The sequence below is a fragment of the Pseudomonas sp. 8(2025) genome (assembly GCF_052665325.1).
This window is the reverse complement of sequence record NZ_JBQOIE010000010.1, coordinates 36,385-56,141: the sequence shown is the minus strand read 5'-3', so window position 1 is coordinate 56,141 and position 19,757 is coordinate 36,385. Positions and strand designations below refer to the sequence as shown.

The 19,757-nt window shown below is 63.0% G+C and carries 17 protein-coding genes; 8 read left to right on the top strand and 9 right to left on the bottom strand.

The genetic code is table 11. The features are described 5' to 3' along the window. Window position 1: 1 nt before the first annotated feature. Both ACUXVH_RS19420 and mfd read right to left on the bottom strand, forming a co-directional pair. On the bottom strand, window positions 2-568 hold the full coding sequence (locus tag ACUXVH_RS19420; RefSeq protein WP_065363464.1) for a CsiV family protein: 567 nt from the start codon (window positions 566-568) through the stop codon (window positions 2-4). A 10-nt stretch (window positions 569-578) separates the two neighbouring features. Beyond that, complete coding sequence (gene mfd, locus ACUXVH_RS19415; RefSeq protein WP_065363465.1) at window positions 579-4,028, bottom strand: transcription-repair coupling factor; 3,450 nt, start codon at window positions 4,026-4,028, stop codon at window positions 579-581. A gap of 353 nt (window positions 4,029-4,381) precedes the next feature. Between mfd and ACUXVH_RS19410 the strand changes: the two genes are divergently transcribed. Further along, window positions 4,382-5,845, top strand: a complete 1,464-nt coding sequence (locus tag ACUXVH_RS19410) for a glyceraldehyde-3-phosphate dehydrogenase (RefSeq protein WP_011060275.1) — start codon at window positions 4,382-4,384, stop codon at window positions 5,843-5,845. Between the two features lie 115 nt (window positions 5,846-5,960). On the opposite strand, the gene ACUXVH_RS19405 is transcribed toward ACUXVH_RS19410, so the two are convergent. After that, window positions 5,961-7,259 (bottom strand): MFS transporter, encoded by a 1,299-nt coding sequence (locus ACUXVH_RS19405; RefSeq protein ID WP_011060276.1) that lies wholly within the window; start codon window positions 7,257-7,259, stop codon window positions 5,961-5,963. Between the two features lie 328 nt (window positions 7,260-7,587). Between ACUXVH_RS19405 and ACUXVH_RS19400 the strand changes: the two genes are divergently transcribed. Both ACUXVH_RS19400 and sthA read left to right on the top strand, forming a co-directional pair. Continuing rightward, on the top strand, window positions 7,588-8,562 hold the full coding sequence (locus tag ACUXVH_RS19400) for an FAD:protein FMN transferase (RefSeq protein WP_011060277.1): 975 nt from the start codon (window positions 7,588-7,590) through the stop codon (window positions 8,560-8,562). Window positions 8,563-8,763: 201 nt separating this feature from the next. Then, the gene (gene sthA, locus ACUXVH_RS19395) at window positions 8,764-10,158 is read left to right on the top strand and encodes a Si-specific NAD(P)(+) transhydrogenase (protein WP_011060278.1); all 1,395 of its coding nucleotides are present in this window, start codon (window positions 8,764-8,766) and stop codon (window positions 10,156-10,158) included. A gap of 42 nt (window positions 10,159-10,200) precedes the next feature. Here the strand turns inward: sthA and ACUXVH_RS19390 are convergent, their stop codons facing one another. Continuing rightward, entirely contained in the window at window positions 10,201-10,923 is a 723-nt protein-coding gene (locus ACUXVH_RS19390; protein WP_065363466.1) for a glycerophosphodiester phosphodiesterase, read from the bottom strand. Between the two features lie 50 nt (window positions 10,924-10,973). After that, window positions 10,974-11,561 (bottom strand): PilZ domain-containing protein, encoded by a 588-nt coding sequence (locus ACUXVH_RS19385; RefSeq protein WP_065363467.1) that lies wholly within the window; start codon window positions 11,559-11,561, stop codon window positions 10,974-10,976. A gap of 94 nt (window positions 11,562-11,655) precedes the next feature. Between ACUXVH_RS19385 and ACUXVH_RS19380 the strand changes: the two genes are divergently transcribed. The 3 genes from ACUXVH_RS19380 to ACUXVH_RS19370 all read left to right on the top strand — a co-directional run bounded on the left by ACUXVH_RS19380 (window position 11,656) and on the right by ACUXVH_RS19370 (window position 14,913). After that, a complete protein-coding gene (locus ACUXVH_RS19380) occupies window positions 11,656-12,906 on the top strand; it encodes a lipoprotein-releasing ABC transporter permease subunit (RefSeq protein WP_011060281.1) in 1,251 nt (416 codons plus the stop codon). Window positions 12,907-12,913: 7 nt separating this feature from the next. After that, window positions 12,914-13,597, top strand: a complete 684-nt coding sequence (gene lolD, locus ACUXVH_RS19375) for a lipoprotein-releasing ABC transporter ATP-binding protein LolD (RefSeq protein WP_015634822.1) — start codon at window positions 12,914-12,916, stop codon at window positions 13,595-13,597. 71 nt (window positions 13,598-13,668) lie between these two features. Continuing rightward, entirely contained in the window at window positions 13,669-14,913 is a 1,245-nt protein-coding gene (locus ACUXVH_RS19370; RefSeq protein WP_011060283.1) for a lipoprotein-releasing ABC transporter permease subunit, read from the top strand. A gap of 69 nt (window positions 14,914-14,982) precedes the next feature. Here ACUXVH_RS19370 and ACUXVH_RS19365 read toward each other — a convergent pair whose 3' ends face one another. Beyond that, window positions 14,983-16,344, bottom strand: a complete 1,362-nt coding sequence (locus ACUXVH_RS19365; protein WP_065363468.1) for a heavy metal sensor histidine kinase — start codon at window positions 16,342-16,344, stop codon at window positions 14,983-14,985. Beyond that, window positions 16,344-17,024, bottom strand: coding sequence for a heavy metal response regulator transcription factor (locus ACUXVH_RS19360; RefSeq protein ID WP_065363469.1), 681 nt, complete (start codon window positions 17,022-17,024; stop codon window positions 16,344-16,346). The genes ACUXVH_RS19365 and ACUXVH_RS19360 overlap by 1 nt, the downstream gene beginning before the upstream one ends. A gap of 157 nt (window positions 17,025-17,181) precedes the next feature. Here ACUXVH_RS19360 and copI point away from each other — a divergent pair, with 157 nt between their 5' ends. Continuing rightward, complete coding sequence (copI, locus tag ACUXVH_RS19355) at window positions 17,182-17,733, top strand: copper-resistant cuproprotein CopI (protein WP_019093682.1); 552 nt, start codon at window positions 17,182-17,184, stop codon at window positions 17,731-17,733. A gap of 68 nt (window positions 17,734-17,801) precedes the next feature. Beyond that, a complete protein-coding gene (gene queF / locus ACUXVH_RS19350) occupies window positions 17,802-18,632 on the top strand; it encodes an NADPH-dependent 7-cyano-7-deazaguanine reductase QueF (RefSeq protein ID WP_011060287.1) in 831 nt (276 codons plus the stop codon). Between the two features lie 61 nt (window positions 18,633-18,693). On the opposite strand, the gene ACUXVH_RS19345 is transcribed toward queF, so the two are convergent. Together ACUXVH_RS19345 and ACUXVH_RS19340 are read right to left on the bottom strand one after the other, a co-directional pair. Further along, on the bottom strand, window positions 18,694-18,957 hold the full coding sequence (locus ACUXVH_RS19345) for a DUF4404 family protein (protein WP_011060288.1): 264 nt from the start codon (window positions 18,955-18,957) through the stop codon (window positions 18,694-18,696). A gap of 122 nt (window positions 18,958-19,079) precedes the next feature. After that, window positions 19,080-19,700 carry a phosphatase gene (locus tag ACUXVH_RS19340; protein ID WP_065363470.1) on the bottom strand — a complete coding sequence of 207 codons (621 nt, stop codon included), beginning with the start codon at window positions 19,698-19,700 and terminating at the stop codon, window positions 19,080-19,082. Window positions 19,701-19,757: the final 57 nt, after the last annotated feature.

Sequence of the window (19,757 nt, the reverse complement as noted above, 5' to 3'; positions counted from 1 at the left end):
ATCAGTCCGGAATTTCAGTTGGAGCGGGGCGCGGTGCCGGTGCGGTCAGCGAGGTGATCTTGATCAGCAGCGCCAGGTGGCCGTTGTCCAGGTAGTTGAGCTGGCCATTCTTGGTATGGCTCTGCTGTTTCAGGCGCTCGCTGCTGGTGACCAGGCCGTTGCTGTCGATCTGGTTGACCCAGAAGTCCGCGTCCACATCGGTGAAGCGCCCGAGCTTCAGGCTCAGGGTGCCTTCGATGGGGTACTGGCCGAACTGTTCCGGGCCATCACTGAGGGCAACCTTCACCGGGGTTTCCCCCAGGGTCTGTTGCCAGGCCTTGTGCAACAGCACGCTGTAGCTGCCGCTGGCGCCGAGCTTTTCCACGATGCTGCCCAGGGCCGGGGTACGCAGGCTGTCCGGGCTCAGCCGTTGAGCGCCGGCGGCCCAGTCTTCGGGGGCTGCACGGCTGACGATCAGCGGCTCGGCGTTCTGCCGTACGAGGATCATTTCCACCTGGTACAGGTCATCGGCAAAGGCCGTTGGCGCGACCAGGGCCACGAGCAGGGTCAGGGAGCGGAACAGGCGCATGGGGCGTCCTTCAAGCAGATTTCGGGGTGAGGCGCTCAAACAGTGCCTCCAATGTATTAAAGCGCTCTTCCGGGCGCTCCATCGGCACCATGAACTTGAACAGGGTTGCGCCTTCGAATTTGTAGCGTTTGGGCTGGCCCTGGATCAGTTTGATCAAGGCCAGTGGGTCTACCGGTGTATCTGCGGCGAACTCGATGCGGCCGCCTTGTGGGCCGCCGTCGACCTTCTTGATCCCCAGTTGCTCGGCCTGGAGTTTGAGCAGGGTCAGGCGGATCAGGTTCTTGGTCGGCTCCGGCAGCAGGCCGAAGCGGTCGATCATCTCCACTTGCAGGTCCTTCAGGCCGTCCTCGTCGGTGGCCGACGCGATGCGCTTGTAGAGGATCAGGCGCGCGTGCACGTCCGGCAGGTAGTCCTCGGGAATCAGTGCCGGCAGGCGCAGGTTGATTTCCGGGCCGCCACCCAGTGGCTGGTCGAGGTTCGGTTGCTCGCCCTTGCGGATGGCCTTCACCGCGCGTTCGAGCATTTCCATGTAGAGGGTGAAGCCCACGGCCTGGATCTGCCCGCTCTGGCCGTCGCCCAGCAGTTCGCCAGCGCCACGGATCTCCAGGTCGTTGGTGGCCAGGACGAAGCCGGCTCCCAGGTCCTGGGTGTTGGCGATGGCCTCCAGGCGTTTTTCCGCGTCCGGGGTGATCTGCTGGCGCGGTGGCGTCAAGAGGTATGCGTAGGCCTGGTGGTGGCTGCGCCCGACCCGACCGCGCAACTGGTGCAACTGGGCCAGGCCGAACTTGTCGGCGCGCTCGATGATGATGGTGTTGGCGCTGGGCACGTCGATGCCGGTCTCGATGATGGTCGAGGCGATCAGCACGTTGAAGCGCTTGTGGTAGAAGTCGCTCATCACCTGTTCGAGTTCGCGTTCGCGCATCTGCCCATGGCCGATGCCGATCCGTGCTTCGGGCACCAGTTCCGCCAGGTCGGCGGCGCATTTCTCGATGGTCTTCACGTCGTTGTGCAGGTAGTACACCTGGCCGCCACGCAGCAGTTCTCGCAGCAGGGCCTCTTTGACCGTGCTCTTGTTCTGCTCCATGACGAAAGTGCGCACCGACAGGCGCCGGGCCGGTGGCGTGGCGATGATCGACAGATCGCGCATGCCCGAGACGGCCATGTTCAGGGTCCGCGGGATCGGCGTGGCGGTCAGGGTCAGGATGTCGACTTCGCTGCGCAGCGCCTTGAGCTGCTCTTTCTGGCGGACACCGAAACGGTGTTCTTCGTCGATGATCACCAGCCCCAGGTTCTTGATCTTCACATCGTCCTGCAACAGCTTGTGGGTGCCGATGACGATGTCGATCTTGCCTTCGGCGAGGTCCGCCACCGCAGCATTCACTTCCTTGGTGGACTTGAAGCGGCTCATCACTTCCACGGTCACCGGCCAGTCGGCGAAGCGGTCGCGGAAGCTGTTGTAGTGCTGCTGGGCGAGCAGGGTGGTGGGCACCAGGATCGCCACTTGCTTGCCGCCGTGGACCGCGATGAAGGCAGCGCGCATGGCCACTTCGGTCTTGCCGAAGCCCACGTCGCCGCATACCAGGCGGTCCATGGGCTTGCCCGACAGCATGTCCTCGCGCACCGCTTCGATGGTGCTCTGCTGGTCCGGGGTTTCCTCGAAGGGGAAGCCGGCGCTGAAGGTGGCGTAGTCGGCCTTCGGGTCGGCAAAGGCATAGCCTTCGCGGGCGGCGCGGCGGGCATAGATGTCCAGCAGTTCGGCAGCCACATCGCGCACCTGTTCGGCGGCCTTGCGCTTGGCCTTCTGCCAGGCTTCCGAGCCCAGGCGATGCAGGGGCGCGAGGGCGTCGTCGCTGCCGGTGTAGCGGGCGATCAGGTGCAGGTTGGCCACGGGCACATAAAGCTTGGCGCCCTCGGCGTATTCCAGGGTCAGGAACTCGGCGGCCTGGTTGTCGATTTCCAGGGTGGCCAGGCCCAGGTAGCGACCGACGCCATGGTCGATGTGCACCACCGGCGCACCTTCACGCAGCTCGGTGAGGTTCTTGATCACCGCATCGTTGTTGGCATCGGCGCGCTTTTCCCGGCGCCGACGCTGCATTACTCGCTGGCCGAACAACGGGCTTTCGGCCACCAGGGCCACGGCCGGATCGTTCAGCACCAGGCCTTCGTCCAGCGGGGCGATGGTGATTGCCAGGCGTTCCTTGCTGGCGACGAAGTCCGGCCAGCTGTCGACGGTCTTGGGCCGCAGCTTGAGGCGCTCCAGCAGCTCCAGCAGCACTTCCCGGCGGCCGGCGGATTCGGCGGTGAACAGCACTCGCCCGGGGAACTCGTCGAGAAAGCCCGAAAGTGCTGCCAGCGGCTGGTTGGCCTTGGCTTCGATGGCCAGGTTCGGCAGCTCGTGGGCCGGGAAGCGTTCGCGGCCGACACCGGTCTCGATGTCCTGCTGGCTGGCCACCACTCGCGGCCAGTTCTTCAGCCGGGCGAAGCAGTCTTCCACTGGCAGGAACAGTTCGGCCGGGGGCAGGAGCGGGCGCGAAGGGTCGACGCGGCGCTCTTCATAGCGGTTGCGTACATCGTTCCAGAAGTTTTCCGCGGCCTGTTCGATGCCCGGCAGGGAAAACACCTGGGTGTCCTGGGGCAGGTAGTCGAACAGGGTCGAGGTCTCTTCGAAGAACAGCGGCAGGTAGTACTCGATACCGGCCGGGGTAATCCCGCTGCTCAGGTCCTGGAAGATCGGGCAGCGGCGGAAGTCCACATCGAAGCGTTCGCGAAAGCGCGCCTTGAAGCGGGTCACCGCTTCTTTCTGCAGCGGGAACTCCTTGGCCGGCAGCAGGCGCACCGAGTCGACCTTGTCGATGGAGCGCTGGTTCTCCGGATCGAAGGTGCGCAGGGTCTCGATTTCGTCGTCGAACAGGTCGATGCGATAGGGCAGCTTGCTGCCCATGGGAAACAGATCGATCAGTGCGCCGCGCACGGTGAATTCGCCGTGTTCGTAGACGGTGTCCACGTAGCGGTAACCACTGGCTTCCAGGCGGGTGCGCATCTGTTCCACATCGAGCTTCTGGCCGACGTCCAGCACCAGGCTGCTGCCCAGCAGGAACTGGGTGGGCGCCAGGCGGTGCAGGGCAGTGGTGATCGGCACCACCAGCACGCCATGTTCCAGCTCCGGCAGCCGATAGAGGCTGGCGATGCGCTGGGAAATGATGTCCTGGTGCGGCGAGAACAGGTCGTAGGGCAGGGTTTCCCAGTCAGGAAAATGCAGCACCGGCAGATCCGGGGCGAAGAAGCTCAGCTCCTGTTCCAGCCGGTCAGCGCTTTGGCTGTCGGCAGTCAGCAGGAGGGTGAAGCGCTTGGCAGCGCTGGCGGCTTCGGCGATGGCCAGGCTCAGGGCGGCACCGGGCAAGTTGCCCCAATGCTGTTTGCCGGCGGCGGCAGGGAGTAGCGGTAGACGCAGGACGGGCACGGACGGTCAAGCTCCAAGCGTTGCGACAAAGTCGGTAATTGTAACGGCCCCGGGCAGCCACTGTCAGTGGCTGATGCGTCTAATACGCTGGTTGGGGCAAATGTAGTGGCTATGACAACAAAATACGCTTCTTGACCTGAAATGTAGTGCCGATTGCGGCTGGTGTTACGGAGGGTTACAGACAGGCTGATGTGATGTCCAAAAAATTGACGCTGCTGGAAGCCGCGGTTTTACTGGTCTCCAGCACAGTGGTGTTTTTTTGCAAGGGCTTTTTGTTACGTTCCGCACGACAGGCGCGCATTGCTACGACAGGAACTGGGCGGCATAATGTAGCCCCTTTTTTCTGCCCCTACATGTGGAAGGTTCCCGTGACTCAGAAGCCCGACCAGTGTCTTGGTGAATGGATCGACCGTGAAGCACTCGCAGAAGCGATGATTCCGCTTATCGGTCAGCTCTACCGCAATAACAACGTGGTGAGCTCGATCTATGGCCGCAGCCTGATCAACCAGTCTGTCATCGCGATTCTCAAAGCTCACCGCTTTGCTCGCCACCGTTCCTCCGACGATAGCGAACTCTCCGTCCACGAAACATTCCCTCTGCTTAAAGCCATGAGCGAGCTCAAGCTCGGCGCGGCATCGGTAGACCTGGGCAAGTTGGCGTTCAAATTCCGTAACGAAGGCAATGGCCGCAGCGCCGAGCAGTTCGTTCGCGAAGAAATGGCTGATGTGGTTGGCCAGCAAAATGCTTCGGCCCGCAAAGGCACTGACGTAGTCCTGTACGGCTTCGGTCGTATCGGCCGTCTGCTGGCGCGCATCCTGATCGAGAAAACCGGTGGTGGCGACGGCCTGCGCCTGCGCGCCATCGTGGTGCGCAAGGGCGCCGAAAACGACCTGACCAAACGCGCCAGCCTGTTGCGTCGCGACTCGGTGCACGGTTCGTTCAACGGCACCATCACCATCGACGAAGAAAACAACACCATCACCGCCAACGGTAACCTGATCCAGGTGATCTACGCGAAGAACCCGACCGAGGTGGACTACACCCAGTACGGCATCAAGGACGCTCTGCTGGTGGACAACACCGGTGTATGGCGTGACGCCGACGGTCTGGGCCAGCACCTGGCCTGCCCGGGTATCGATCGCGTTGTTCTGACCGCGCCAGGCAAAGGCAAGCTGAAGAACATCGTTCACGGTATCAACCACAACGAAATCACCGCTGACGACAAGATCGTGTCCGCCGCTTCCTGCACCACCAACGCCATCGTGCCGGTGCTGAAGGCTGTGAATGACAAGTTCGGCATCATCAACGGTCACGTCGAAACCGTTCACTCGTACACCAACGACCAGAACCTGATCGACAACTTCCACAAGGGCGATCGCCGTGGCCGTAGCGCCGCGCTGAACATGGTGATCACCGAGACCGGTGCTGCTACTGCTGCTGCCAAGGCCCTGCCTGAGCTGGCCGGCAAGCTGACCGGTAACGCGATCCGCGTTCCGACGCCAAACGTGTCGATGGCCATTCTCAACCTGAACCTCGAGAAAGCCGCCACCCGTGAAGAGATGAACGAGTACCTGCGCTACATGGCGCTGCACTCCGACCTGCACAAGCAGATCGACTTCGTCAACTCGCAGGAAGTGGTGTCCACCGACTTCGTGGGCTCGCGTCACGCCGGTGTGGTCGACGCTGAAGCGACCATCGTTCAGGACAACCGCGTTGTTCTGTACGTCTGGTACGACAACGAGTTCGGTTACAGCTGCCAGGTAGTGCGCGTGATGGAAGACATGGCCGGGGTCAACCCGCCAGCGTTCCCACGCTAAGCGACTGCTGAAATGAAAACGCCCCGACTTGTCGGGGCGTTTTTGTTTGTGGCTTTGCGCCGGCAAGCCAGGTCGGCGCAACCGTAGGAGCTGGCTTGCCAGCGAAGCGTTTGTCTCAGGCGCCGCGCGCTGTTGCCGCTTGCGCGGTGCGCAGTTCGTGGCGATTACCGCGGAACAGCACCAGGGTGGCGATCAGCCCCAGCACCGCCGCGCCACTGAGCCAGATGCCCGGAGCCGCCTGATTGCCCAGGACGTGGATCAGGTAGGTGCAGGCTGCCGGGGTAAAGCCGCCGAAGGTCGCGGTGGCCAGGCTGTAGGCCAGGGAGAAACCCGTGGTGCGCACTTCCACCGGCATGATTTCAGTCAGGGCCACCACCATCGCGCCGTTATACGAGCCATAGAGGAAAGACAGCCACAGCTCGACGATCAGCAGATGGCTGAAGCTGGGGTTGGCCACCAGCCAGGACAGTGCCGGATAAGCCGTGAAGATGGCCAGGATGGTCGCCCCCAGCAGCAGCGGCTTGCGGCCGATCTTGTCCGACAGTGACCCCATGACCGGCAGCCAGAAGAAGTTCGACAGACCGATGCACACGGTTACCAGCAGGGCGTCGAAGTCCGACAGGTGCAGTTCGGCCTTGCCGAAGGTCGGGGTGTAGGCGGTGATCAGGTAGAAGGACACGGTGGTCATCACCACCAGAGCCATGCCGGCGATGACGATGCCGAAGTTCTGGCCGATGGAACGGACGATTTCCTGCAGCGAAGGGCGATGCTTGCGGGCCTGGAATTCCGGGGTTTCTTCCAGGGAGCGACGGATCATGAAGATCGCCGGAACAATCATGCAGCCCACCAGGAACGGCACGCGCCAGCCCCAGTCACCCATTTGCTCGGGGCTCAGCCAGTGGTTCAGGCCTACGCCCAGCAGGCCGGCGAAGACCACTGCGGCCTGTTGGCTGGCCGACTGCCAGCTGACGAAGAAGCCCTTGCGGCCCGGCGTGGAGATTTCGGCGAGGTACACCGACACCCCGCCCAGCTCGACGCCGGCGGAAAAGCCCTGCAGCAGGCGACCCAGCAGCACCAGCAAGGGCGCGGCGACGCCAAGGGTGGCGTAGCCCGGCACGCAGGCAATCAGCACGGTGCCCGCGGCCATCAGTGCCAGGGTAATGATCAGGCCTTGGCGACGGCCGTGACGGTCAATGTAGGCACCGAGGAAAATCGCTCCCAGGGGGCGCATCAGGAAGCCCGCGCCAAAGGTCGCCAGGGACAGCATCAACGAGGCGAAGGCGCTGTCCGCAGGAAAGAAGGTCTTGGCAATCGCCGTGGCGTAGAAGCCGTAGACCATGAAGTCGAACATCTCGAGAAAGTTGCCGCTGACAACGCGAAAGATCGCCTTGCCTTTGCCCGTGGTCGTGGACATTTTTTTCACTCACTTTGGCTGTCTTGTTAGCAATCCCTGGTCGTTATGCGTCCCTTACTGCAAAGTCGGGGCTCGAGGCTGCACGCTGAACAGTTTTGTAACGATATGTGTATGAAAGCCATCCGGCAACAAAAACTCTTGGGGTGGCAGGGCGGCTCTAGATCAAGGTTCTGCCCGTAGCCAAGGCGGTGGGACGCCGGGCAGGCGGCCTCCGTCTGTCGCATAATGGCCATTTGTACTGCCAGCTGGCCCAGCAGGGCGGTTGATCGGGAGGAACACCTTGTCGGGTAAGCAACGATCGCGATGGAGCGCTTTGTACGCCGCGCTGGTGCTGCTGGCCGGTTGTGGCGGCGAGCGCCTGGAAAGCCTCTCCGGGCCGACCATGGGCAGCACCTGGTCGGTGCAGTATGTGCGTCACGCCCAGGGGCCGGCGCCGTCCCTGGTACAGGCTGAGGTCGAGGGAATTCTGGCGGAGGTCGACGGGCAGATGTCCACCTATCGCAGCGATTCGGACATCGAGCGTTTCAACGCCTTGCCCGCCGATAGCTGCCAGCCGATGCCGGAGCCGGTGTTGCAGTTGGTGCGAGTGGGTGAGCAGTTGTCCCGGGACAGCGATGGCGCCTTCGACCTGACGGTGGAACCGCTGCTGGATCTCTGGGGTTTTGGCCCTCAGGGGCGCGAGGAAAAGGTTCCCGGCGCGTCAGCCCTGGCTGAGGTGCGGCAGCGGGTAGGGCACGCTCACCTGCGTATCGAAGGGCAGGAGCTGTGCAAGGATGCGCCGGTGGAGGTGGATTTCAACAGCATCGCCGCCGGCTATGCGGTGGACCGCATCGCTGCCCGGCTCACGCAACTGGGGATCGACAGCTTCCTTGCCGAAGCCACCGGTGAGCTCAAGGCCGTGGGTCGCAAGCCCGACGGCTCACCATGGCGGATAGCCCTGGAGGAGCCGCGTGATGACCAGCAGGTAGCCCAGCGGGTGATCGCCCTGGATGGTTTTGGCGTTTCCACTTCCGGCGACTACCGTAATTACTTCGAGCAGGACGGCCAGCGTTACTCCCATACCTTCGATGCCCGGCTCGGCCAACCCATCGCCCACCCGTTGGCCTCGGTAACGGTGATTCATCCTTCGGCGTTGATGGCCGATGGCCTGTCGACGCTGTTGCTGATACTCGGCCCGGAGGCGGGCTGGGACTACGCGGAAAAACACGGCATCGCCGGATTTTTTGTGATGCGCAGCGCTACAGGTTTCGTCACACGCAGCAACCCGGCTTTCGATGCGCTGCTGGCCGGGCAAAAACAATAACCTGGTGCGCTGTTGCGCAGCCTGTAGTGCAGGCAAAAGTAGCCTACGACGCGACCAAGGGTTAATGTGCGCGGCGTTGACGCTTCTATAGACTGTGCCCGGGTTCGTAACCGAGCCAAATTGATCCTTCATGCCGCTGGCCGCGGCATGATTTAGCCGGAGACGCCAGAAGGGTGTCTCGGCCTGTTCTGAGGAGTACGCATGGCTGTCTACAACTACGACGTAGTGGTGCTGGGCTCAGGCCCCGCTGGAGAAGGTGCGGCGATGAACGCCGCGAAAGCAGGACGCAAAGTGGCGATGGTCGATAGCCGTCGCCAGGTCGGCGGCAACTGCACCCACCTGGGTACCATCCCGTCCAAGGCCCTGCGTCACTCGGTCCGGCAGATCATGCAGTTCAACACCAACCCGATGTTCCGGGCCATTGGCGAGCCGCGCTGGTTCTCCTTCCCGGACGTGCTCAAGAGCGCCGAGAAGGTCATCTCCAAGCAAGTGGCCTCGCGTACCGGCTACTACGCCCGCAACCGGGTCGATGTGTTCTTCGGCACTGGCAGCTTCGCCGACGAGCAGACCGTGGAAGTGGTCTGCGCCAACGGCGTGGTGGAAAAGCTGGTAGCCAAGCACATCATCATTGCCACCGGCTCGCGCCCCTATCGCCCCGCGGATATCGATTTCAGCCACCCGCGTATCTACGATAGCGACACCATCCTCAGCCTCGGCCATACCCCGCGCAAACTCATCGTCTACGGCGCCGGGGTCATCGGTTGCGAATACGCCTCGATCTTCAGTGGCCTGGGGGTTCTGGTGGAGCTGGTGGACAACCGCGGCCAGTTGCTGAGCTTCCTGGATTCGGAAATCTCCCAGGCCCTGAGCTACCACTTCAGCAACAACAACATCACCGTGCGCCACAACGAGGAATACGACCGCGTTGAAGGTGTGGACAACGGCGTGATCCTGCACCTCAAGTCCGGCAAGAAGATCAAGGCCGACGCCTTGCTCTGGTGCAACGGCCGTACCGGCAACACCGACAAGCTGGGCATGGAGAACATCGGGGTCAAGGTCAACAGCCGCGGCCAGATCGAAGTCGACGAGAACTACCGCACCTGCGTGCCGAACATCTACGGGGCCGGTGACGTGATCGGCTGGCCGAGCCTGGCCAGTGCCGCCCACGACCAGGGGCGTTCCGCGGCCGGCAGCATTGTGGACAACGGCAGCTGGCGCTTCGTCAACGACGTGCCGACCGGGATCTACACCATTCCCGAGATCAGCTCCATCGGCAAGAACGAGCAGGAACTGACCCAGGCCAAGGTGCCTTACGAGGTGGGCAAGGCGTTTTTCAAGGGCATGGCCCGTGCGCAGATCGCCGGCGAGCCTCAAGGCATGCTGAAGATCCTGTTCCACCGGGAAACCCTGGAAGTCCTCGGCGTCCATTGCTTCGGCTACCAGGCTTCGGAGATCGTGCACATCGGCCAGGCGATCATGAGCCAGCCGGGCGAGCTCAACACCCTGAAGTACTTCGTCAACACCACCTTCAACTACCCGACCATGGCCGAAGCCTATCGGGTAGCGGCATACGATGGTCTCAACCGGCTTTTTTGAGCGGCTCCGGCCGGTGGCCTGAGCCGGCCGGGGAGACCGATTTCAGCGATTCTCGAGGGTGGCGCTGGCCAAACCGGGAAAGTCTGTAATCAGGCTATCTACGCCGAAGTCGGCGAGCCTGCGCATCAGCGCAGGCTCGTTGACGGTCCATACCGACACATGCAAGCCCTGCCGCTGCGCCCGTTGCAGACGCTCTGGGGTGCACAGCGTCCAGTTCAACGCCAGAATCTCGCATCCATAGCTCTGGGCGACCTTCAATGGGTCGAGCCAGGCGTATTCGGCGACCAGTCCGCGGGACAGGTCCGGGGTCAGCTCCACGGCGGCCTTCAATACTTCCCGAGAACTTGAGGTCACGGTGACCTTGTCCAGCAGGCCGAAACGCTGGGCCATTTCGCGAATCGCCAGCACCGTGGTGGCGGCGCGGGTGCGTGAGGCGCTCTTGACCTCCAGCTGCCAGTGCTCGAAGTCGCATTTCTCGAACAGCTCTTCCAGGCGCGGAATGGGGCAGGGGTTGACCCAGCCCGGGCCGCCCTTGCGCGCGTCGTAGGTCACCAGCTCGGCGGCGGAATGCTCCACCACTTTGCCGCGCCGCTCTGTGGTGCGCTTGAGGGTCGGGTCGTGGATCACCATCAACTCGCCGTCCATGGACAGGTGCAAGTCGAGCTCGCAACGGCGCACGCCGTGCTTGAGGCACTCCTGAAAGCTGGTCAGGGTATTTTCCGGTGCTTCGCCTTTAGCGCCGCGATGGCCATAGATCAGGGTCACAATTGCTCCTTCACGGATGTTGTTCCTTAAGAGAGGGTCGGGCGTACTGCTCAGCCGGCGGCGGGGTCGCTCTGCTCCCGGGCCTGGCGGCGTTGCTGGGCCTGTTTCTGCAGGATATAGCGCGCCAGCAGCTGGCGTTGGGCATCGGTCAATGCTTCGAACTCGGTGCCGATCTCGAAGGTGCCAAAGCTCTGGGGCTCGCAGTGGGTGACCTTGGCCCGCAGCAGCAGGCCCAGGGCCTGCGGCATCAGCAACAGCTTCACCGCAAGATGGCTGCCGCTTGGGTAGCACTGGTGATGGCTGAATTCGATGCCGCCCTCGGACAGAATGACCCGCTGCGGCTCGCCGAACTTGCCGAACACCGTTTGCGCCACCACCTGGCTGAGCAGGTCGATGCGTTTGTTCATGGCCTTGAGGTAGCTGGCCAGGGTGCGATCGCGCTCGCTGACCTGGCGCAGCAGATGCTGGGATTCGAATTCGCTCAGGTGCAGTTCACTGAGCAGATTGAACAGTGGGGACTCATCCTGCAACACTTCCTTGCTCGCCGCGTCGAGGGCGGACAAGGGGCTAATTTCCAGTGCGATCGTGTCCTCGATACGGTAGTATTCGCGGCGATCTTCTTCATCTAATGTCGACATGGCGAACCCATGGTAGAGGCAGTGGTCTGAGTGTAAAGCTGCTTACCAGGCCCCGCCACAAGGACGTCTTCTTTTCCTCTGCACAAGCCCCGACATGTTCAGACCTCTGTTTGCTTTTATCGGCACGCGTTACACCCGTGCAAAGCGTCGCAATCATTTTGTGTCATTCATTTCCCTGACTTCGATGATCGGACTCGCCCTTGGCGTGATCGTGATGATCGTGGTGCTGTCGGTGATGAACGGCTTTGATCATGAGATGCGCACCCGCGTGCTGGGCATGGTGCCCCACGCCACCATCGAATCCGGCGAACCCATCAGCGACTGGCAAAGCCTGGCCGACAAGGTCAAGCAGAACCCCAAAGTGCTGGCGGTGGCACCGTTCACCCAGATGCAGGGCCTGTTGACCAACAACGGCCAGGTGCAGAAGGTGCTGCTCAATGCCATCGACCCTGAGCAGGAGCGGCAGGTGTCGATCATCGACCACTTCATGCAGCAGGGGCAGTTGGACGCGCTGGCGCCCGGTAGCTTCGGCATTGTCATTGGTGACAAGGCGGCAACCAAGCTGGGTGTCGGCCTGGGAGACAAGCTGACCTTCGTCGCCCCGGAAGTCACGGTGACCCCGGCCGGGATGTTCCCACGGATGAAGCGTTTTACCGTGGTGGGCATCTTCCATGTCGGCGCCGGCGAGATCGACGGCTACCTGGGCCTGACCAACCTCCAGGACCTGGGTCGCCTGCACCGCTGGAAGGCGGATCAGGTACAAGGCCTGCGGCTGAAGTTCGACGACCTGTTCCAGGCCCCGCGCACCGCCTGGGAAATCGCCCAGCAGCTGGGTGAGAACCACTATTACGCCCGCGACTGGACCCGTACCCACGGCAACCTGTACCAGGCCATCCGCATGGAAAAAGCCATGATCGGCCTGTTGCTGCTGCTGATCGTCGCGGTGGCCGCGTTCAACATCATCTCGACCCTGGTGATGGTGGTGAACGACAAGAAGGGCGATATCGCCATTCTCCGCACCCTGGGGGCGACGCCGGGAACCATCATGGCGATCTTCATGGTCCAGGGCACGGTGATCGGCGTGGTCGGCACCCTGATCGGTGCTGTGCTGGGGATGCTGGCGGCGCTGAACGTGAGTGCCGCGATTTCCGCCCTTGAAGGCCTGATCGGCCACAAATTCCTGAATGCCGACGTGTATTTCATCGACTACCTGCCGTCGCAACTGATGGCCGAGGATGTGTTGATGGTCTGCGGCGCGGCATTGGTCCTGAGTTTCCTCGCCACCCTGTATCCAGCCTGGCGTGCGGCGCGCACCCAGCCTGCGGAGGCGCTACGTTATGAGTGAGTTGGGCATGAGTGAAAAAGCAATCCTGAGCTGCCGCGACCTGGGCAAGTCCTATGAGGAAGGCCCGGAATCGGTGGTGGTCCTGTCTGGCCTGCAACTGGAACTGCACCCGGGTGAGCGAGTGGCCATCGTCGGCACTTCCGGCTCGGGCAAGAGTACCTTGCTCAACCTGCTGGGCGGCCTGGATACGCCATCCAAGGGCAGCGTCTGGCTGGCGGGCGAGGAGCTTTCGGCGCTGGGCGAGAAGGCCCGCGGCCAGTTGCGCAACCGCGCCCTGGGCTTCGTCTACCAGTTCCACCACCTGCTGCCGGAGTTCACCGCGCTGGAGAACGTCTGCATGCCGCTGCTGATTGGCCGCACGCCGATCCCGGAAGCCCGTCAGCGTGCCACCGCGCTGCTGGAGCGGGTCGGGCTCGGCCATCGCCTGGAGCACAAACCGGCCGAGCTGTCCGGTGGCGAGCGCCAGCGGGTGGCCATTGCCCGGGCGCTGGTGAACAAGCCGGGGCTGGTGATGCTCGATGAGCCTACCGGCAACCTCGACTCGCACACGGCCCAGGGAATTCAGGACCTGATGCTGGAGCTCAGTACCTCGATGCGCACCGCCTTCCTGGTGGTGACCCACGACATGAACCTGGCTCGACAGATGGACCGCGTACTGCACCTGCAAGAAGGTCACCTGGTCGCCATCTGATGCGCCCGCACACGGCGTCGGCGGCTGGGCTGTCGATGCCGGGTCATTAATCTTTCCAGGGTGCCTTGCCCATGTTCAGACCTTTATCGATCTTTATCGGCACGCGCTACACCCGCGCCAAGCGGCGCAATCGTTTTGTCTCGTTCATTTCCATGACCTCGATGATCGGCCTCGCCCTGGGCGTGTTGGCGATGATCGTGGTGCTGTCGGTGATGAACGGCTTCCAGCGGGAAATGAGCTCGCGCATCCTCGGCATGGTGCCCCACGCCACTATCGTTGGGGTCAAGCCCATCGATGACTGGCAGCCGGTGGCCGCGGCGGCCCTGAAGAATCCGGAAGTCACCGCCGCGGTGCCCTTTACCGAGATGGAGGGCATGCTCTCCTACAAGGGGGCGATGCAGCCGATCCAGATCAGCGGCATCGATCCGGCCCAGGAAGGCAAGGTGTCCATCGTTGCCCAGCATATTGTCCAGGGCAGCCTGCAAGACCTGAAACCTGGCGAGTTCGGCGTGGTGATCGGCGAGATCACGGCCCGGCGCTTTCGCCTGAACGTCGGCGACAAGCTGACCCTGATCGTGCCTGAAGTGAGCACTGCACCGGGGGGGATCACCCCGCGCATGCAACGCCTCAACGTGGTTGGGGTGTTCAAGGTAGGGGCCGAGCTGGATGGCTCCATGGGCCTGATCCATGTAGCCGATGCTGCAGAAATGCAGCACTGGCAGCCGAACCAGGTGCAGAGCGTGCGCCTGGCGGTCAAGGACCTGTATGCCGCGCCAAAGGTCTCGGCGGATATCGCCAAGGGCCTGGGGGCGGACTTCCGCGCCGATGACTGGACCCACACCCAGGGCAGCCTGTTCAGCGCGATGAAGATGGAAAAGACCATGATCGGCCTGTTGCTGCTGATGATCGTGGCGGTGGCGGCATTCAACATCATCGCCACCTTGATCATGGTGGTGAATGACAAGGGGGCGGACATCGCGATCCTGCGCACCATCGGCGCCACACCACGGCAGATCATGGCGATCTTCATGGTCCAGGGGACGGTGATCGGTATCGTCGGCACCCTGATCGGCGGGGTGCTGGGGGTAATCGCGGCACTGAACGTGAGTGAGCTGGTGGGCTGGCTGGAAAGAATCAGCGGCCAGCAGATCTTCAGCTCCGATGTGTATTTCGTCAGTAACCTGCCTTCTGAACTGCAGGGCGGCGACGTGGTGCTGATCTGTGGTGCCGGCTTCGTTCTGAGCTTCCTGGCGACCGTGTATCCGGCCTGGCGCGCGTCCAAGGTCGAGCCGGCCCACGCTTTGCGCTACTCCTGAGACCCGCCTTCGCCGGCCGCCGGCTCCTGTCCGATTGGTGCAGGAGCCGGCTGGCCGGCGAACAGTCCCTCAATCCTGCCTTGGCAACTCGATCACGAAACGGGTCCAGCCCGCCGCCGATTCGCATCGGATCTGCCCGCCGTGGGCACGAATGATCGACTGAGTGATCGCCAGCCCCAACCCCGCATGTTCACTGCTGCCTTCGCGCCGTGCCGGGTCGGCCCGGTAGAAACGGTCGAACAGGCGCGGCAGTACATCCTTGGCGATCCCTTCGCCGGTATTCTCGATGCTCAGGCTCAGGTGCCCGGCACTTTCGTTGATGCGCACCTTGACCGCGCCCCCGGCCGGAGTGAAGCGCAGGGCATTGTCCAGCAGGTTGGACAACGCCCGACGCAGCATGCTGCGGTCCCCGGCAATGCCGGCCTGGCCTTCACGGGTCAGTTCGATCTGTGCGTCTTCGGCCAGGGGGCCATAGAACTCCAGCAGCATGTCGGTTTCCTGGGCCAGCTCCAGCGCTTCGCGCCTGGGTGTAAGCAAGCCGTGGTCGGCCTTGGCCAGGTACAGCATGTCGTTGACCAGTTGCGCCATCCATTGCAGCTCCTCCAGGTTGCTGTGCAGGGCTTCGCGATAGTCCTCCAGCGGCCGGGGGCGGGTCAGGGTGACCTGGGTGTGGGTCAGCAGGTTCGACAAAGGGGTGCGCAGTTCGTGGGCGATGTCGGCGGAAAATGCCGAGAGGCGCTGAAACGACTCTTCAAGACGGCCCAGCATGGCGTTGAAGCTGCTGGCCAGTTCCGCCAGCTCGACGGGCATCTGTTCCTGGGGCAGGCGCTGGGTCAGGGAACTGGCGGAGACCCCGGCGGCCACCGCGCCCATGCGCCGCAACGGGCGCAGGCCACTGCGGGCGGCCCAGGCGCCGAGCAGGGCAGTGGCCAGGGCCGAGAGGCCCACGGTGAGCCAGATCAGGTGTTGCATGCGCTGCAGAAAGTGCTGGTGATGGGTGATGTCGAGGATCAGGGTCAATTGCGGCGAGGCCGCCTGGCCGGGATTCAGCGCTGCTGTGTAGAGCCGGTAGGCGGTGCCGGCCTGCTCCAGGCTGCGCAAGCCGGCACCGCCAGGCAGAGAGGCGGGCAGGCCGGGGGCGCTGTCGAACCAGAGCTGGCCATTGGCGTCGCCGACTCGTAGCTGCAGGTCCGGCTGGTGGCTCAGTTCGTCCTGCAGCCTGGCCTGGCTCGGGGGGAAGTCACCGGCCTCGTTGACATTCTGCAAGGCGCTGCGCAGGGCCAGCAGCTTGCCGTCCAGCAGTTGCTGATCCAGTTCGATGAAATGAGCTTCGCTGGCGCGGCTGAACAACACCCCCGCCAACAATGAGACCACTGCGGTGCAGGCGGCGAACAGCAGCGCCAGGCGCCCGCTCAGGGACAGGCGGCGCATCAGGCCTGGCGCTCTTCGAGCACGTAGCCCATGCCGCGTACGGTATGGATCAGTTTGTTCGGGAAGTCGTCGTCGATCTTCAGGCGCAGGCGGCGGATGGCTACTTCGATGACGTTGGTATCGCTGTCGAAATTCATGTCCCAGACCTGGGAGGCAATCAGCGACTTGGGCAGGACTTCGCCCTGGCGCCGCAGGAGCATTTCCAGCAGGGCGAACTCCTTGGCGGTCAGGTCGATGCGCTGGTTGCCGCGTTCTACCCGGCGGCGGATCAGGTCCAGGCGCAGGTCTGCCAGTTGCAGGCTGGTTTCCTGGGCCACGGCGCTGCCCCGGCGCAGCAGGCTGCGGACCCGGGCCAGCAGTTCGGAGAAGGCAAAAGGCTTGACCAGGTAGTCGTCGGCCCCCAGTTCCAGGCCGTGCACCCGGTCTTGCACGGCATCCCGGGCGGTGAGGAACAGTACCGGCATCTCCAGCCCGGCGCTGCGCACCGCCTGGAGGATCTGCCAGCCGTCGCGACCCGGCAGCATCACGTCGAGAATCAGCAGAGCGTAGTCGCCGGTCAGGGCCAAGTGCTGGCCGGTGCTGCCGTCGGCCACCAGTTCGGCGTTGAAGCCGGCCTCGCTCAGGCCCTGGCGCAGGTAGTGGCCGGTTTTGGGTTGGTCTTCGACGATCAGCAGTTTCATGGTGGGACTCGTGGCGGTTGGAACCCGGGCTTTATACCGTGCAGCAGGCCAGGGCAGTGCAAGCTGACAAAGTTGTAATCTGCATGTCAGCTGGCTGGCAGCGGCAGGGCTCTAGAGTGTGCCACAGGCTGAATCCCGATCTTGTTGGAGTCTGATGATGAGTATGCAAAACCTGTTGTGGCGAAGCCGGTCGATCCTGGGGGGCTGCCTGATGCTGTTGAGCGCACCGCTCTGGGCCTCGCCGGCCGGCTCCTACGATTTTGGCCAGCCGGCGCCTGCGGCCAAGGCCACTCGCAGTGTCGAGGTGGTGATGGGGGACATGTCGTTCAATCCCAAGGCCCTGGAGATCAAGGCCGGCGAGACGGTGCGATTCGTGCTGATCAACAAGGGGCAGTTGCTGCACGAGTTCAATCTGGGCAACGCGGCCATGCATGCCGAGCACCAGCAGGAAATGCTCAAGATGCAGCAGAGCGGCATGCTCACCCCGACCGGCATGAAGGCGATGGATCATGGAGCCATGGGCCACGGCTCAATGGCAGGCATGGACCATGGCATGCAGCATGACGATCCCAACAGCGTGCTGGTGGAGCCGGGCAAGCAGGCCGAACTGACCTGGACCTTCAGCAAGAGCGGCAACCTGGAGTTCGCCTGCAACATTCCAGGGCACTACCAGGCCGGGATGGTGGGCAAGCTGACGGTCACCCCATAGGCATCCGGGGCTCAAAGGCGGGAGCAAAGGCTGATAGAATCCGCTGATTCTTCAGTCAGGTTTCCGCCATGCATCCCGCAGCCGAACATTCGCCGCTGGGCAAGTCCAGTGAATACGTCTCCACTTACACCCCGTCCTTGCTGTTCCCGATTCCCCGGGCGGCAAAATGGGCCGAGCTGGGCTTGAGTGCCGATACCCTTCCTTATAAGGGCGTGGACTACTGGAACTGCTTCGAGTTGTCCTGGCTGCTGCCGTCGGGCAAGCCGGTAGTGGCTATCGGTGAGTTCAGCATTCCCGCCGATTCGCCGAACATCATCGAATCCAAGTCGTTCAAGCTGTACCTCAATTCGCTGAACCAGACGCCGTTCGATGATCGGGCGACCCTTGAGGCCACCTTGCGCACTGATCTGTCGGCTGCTGCCGGCAAGCCGGTAGGCGTGCGGATCCGCAGCCTGCAGGAGGTCGAGGCCGAAGGCGTGGTGGCGCTGCCTGGGGTGTGTATCGATGATCTGGATATCAGTGTCGACAGCTATGAGCACCCGCGCCCCGAACTGCTGCGCTGCGATGCTTCGCGCGTGGTGGAGGAGAGCGTGCACAGTCATCTGCTCAAGTCCAACTGCCCGGTAACCAGCCAGCCGGACTGGGGTAGCGTGGTGGTGCAATACCGGGGCGCGGCTCTGGATCACGCCAGCCTGCTGGCCTATCTGGTGAGCTTCCGCCAGCACTCGGACTTTCACGAACAGTGCGTGGAGCGGATCTTTCTCGACCTGCAACGCTTGCTCAAGCCGGAGAGACTCACCGTGTATGCGCGTTATGTGCGCCGTGGTGGGCTGGATATCAACCCTTACCGCAGTACCGAAACCGCGGATTTCGCCAATCACCGGTTGGTACGCCAGTAAAAGCAAAGCCCCGCTTCGAGAGCGGGGCTTTTGCTTTGTGGGGTTGGCTACCGGGGGTTGCTCAGATGCCGATGTTGCCCAGGGTCTGGACGATATTGCGCAGGGTTCCGGCAATCGCCGGGTGTTCCAGTTCGAAGCGTTCCACGGCCAGGTTGACGCCGTCGGCGAGGCTGGCGTCCTGGGTGCCGGTCTCCAGTTTGAGTTGCAGTTCGATCTGCTGCATCAGCTCTTGCAGATTGTTGCGCTCGGCTTCGGAAAGCGGTGGGTTCTGTTCCAATTGCTCGCGCAGGGTGTCGAGTTGTTCTTGCAGTTCGCGGGCAGGCATGGCGTTCTCCCTTTATTGATAGGCACAGGGATGGACCGCGCTGTCGAGTCAAAGGTCCATGCCCACGGCTTAGAGTAATCCACTCCCAGGCGCTGTGCATGATCCTGATCAACAGGCTTATGTCAGGGTTTTTCACCCTTGAGCCGGCGCAGTTCGATGTCCGCCAGGCAGGTGTTCAACTCCCCCAGATGGTCGATGACCGAATGCACCCCCAGGCCGAAGAGCTGCACCGTGGCCTTGCCACGCTTGAATTCCCGTTCTTGCTGGCTCAGGGCCTGCCATTCGCTGGGGGTCATGCCGCACAGGGAGCCGCAAGAGGCCAGGCCTATGGTCCAGAGGCCGGCATTGAGGCCCGACTGCAGCAGTTGGGGTTCGCCGCTGACCAGGACACAACCGTCGATGCCTTTGACATTGAGCGCCATCAGCGCCTGCCAGCAGGCATCGGGTGCGGGCCAGGGGGCGGGGGAGTGAGGTGCCGGCTTGATCCAGTCCGGCAGGACGGCAGCCAATTGGCGGCTACTGGCGGGGAGCAGTTGCTCCAGCCAGGCGCAGGGGATGCCTTGCTGATGCAGGCGCCGCAGCGTTTCCAGCGCGCCAGGTGTGGCTTGGGCTTGCTCCGGATCAGGTTTGTCCGTGGCTTGCTGGCGCATCCGCGCGCCGAAATCCACCAGGCAGCCACTGAGGCCGAAGAGTACGGCAGTCAATGGGCGGGCGGGTTGCACTGAGGCGTCGGCGTGGGGCATGTCAGCGTCCTTGAAGTACCCTTGGAGGCTAGCGGCAGAACATGACATGCAGGTGAC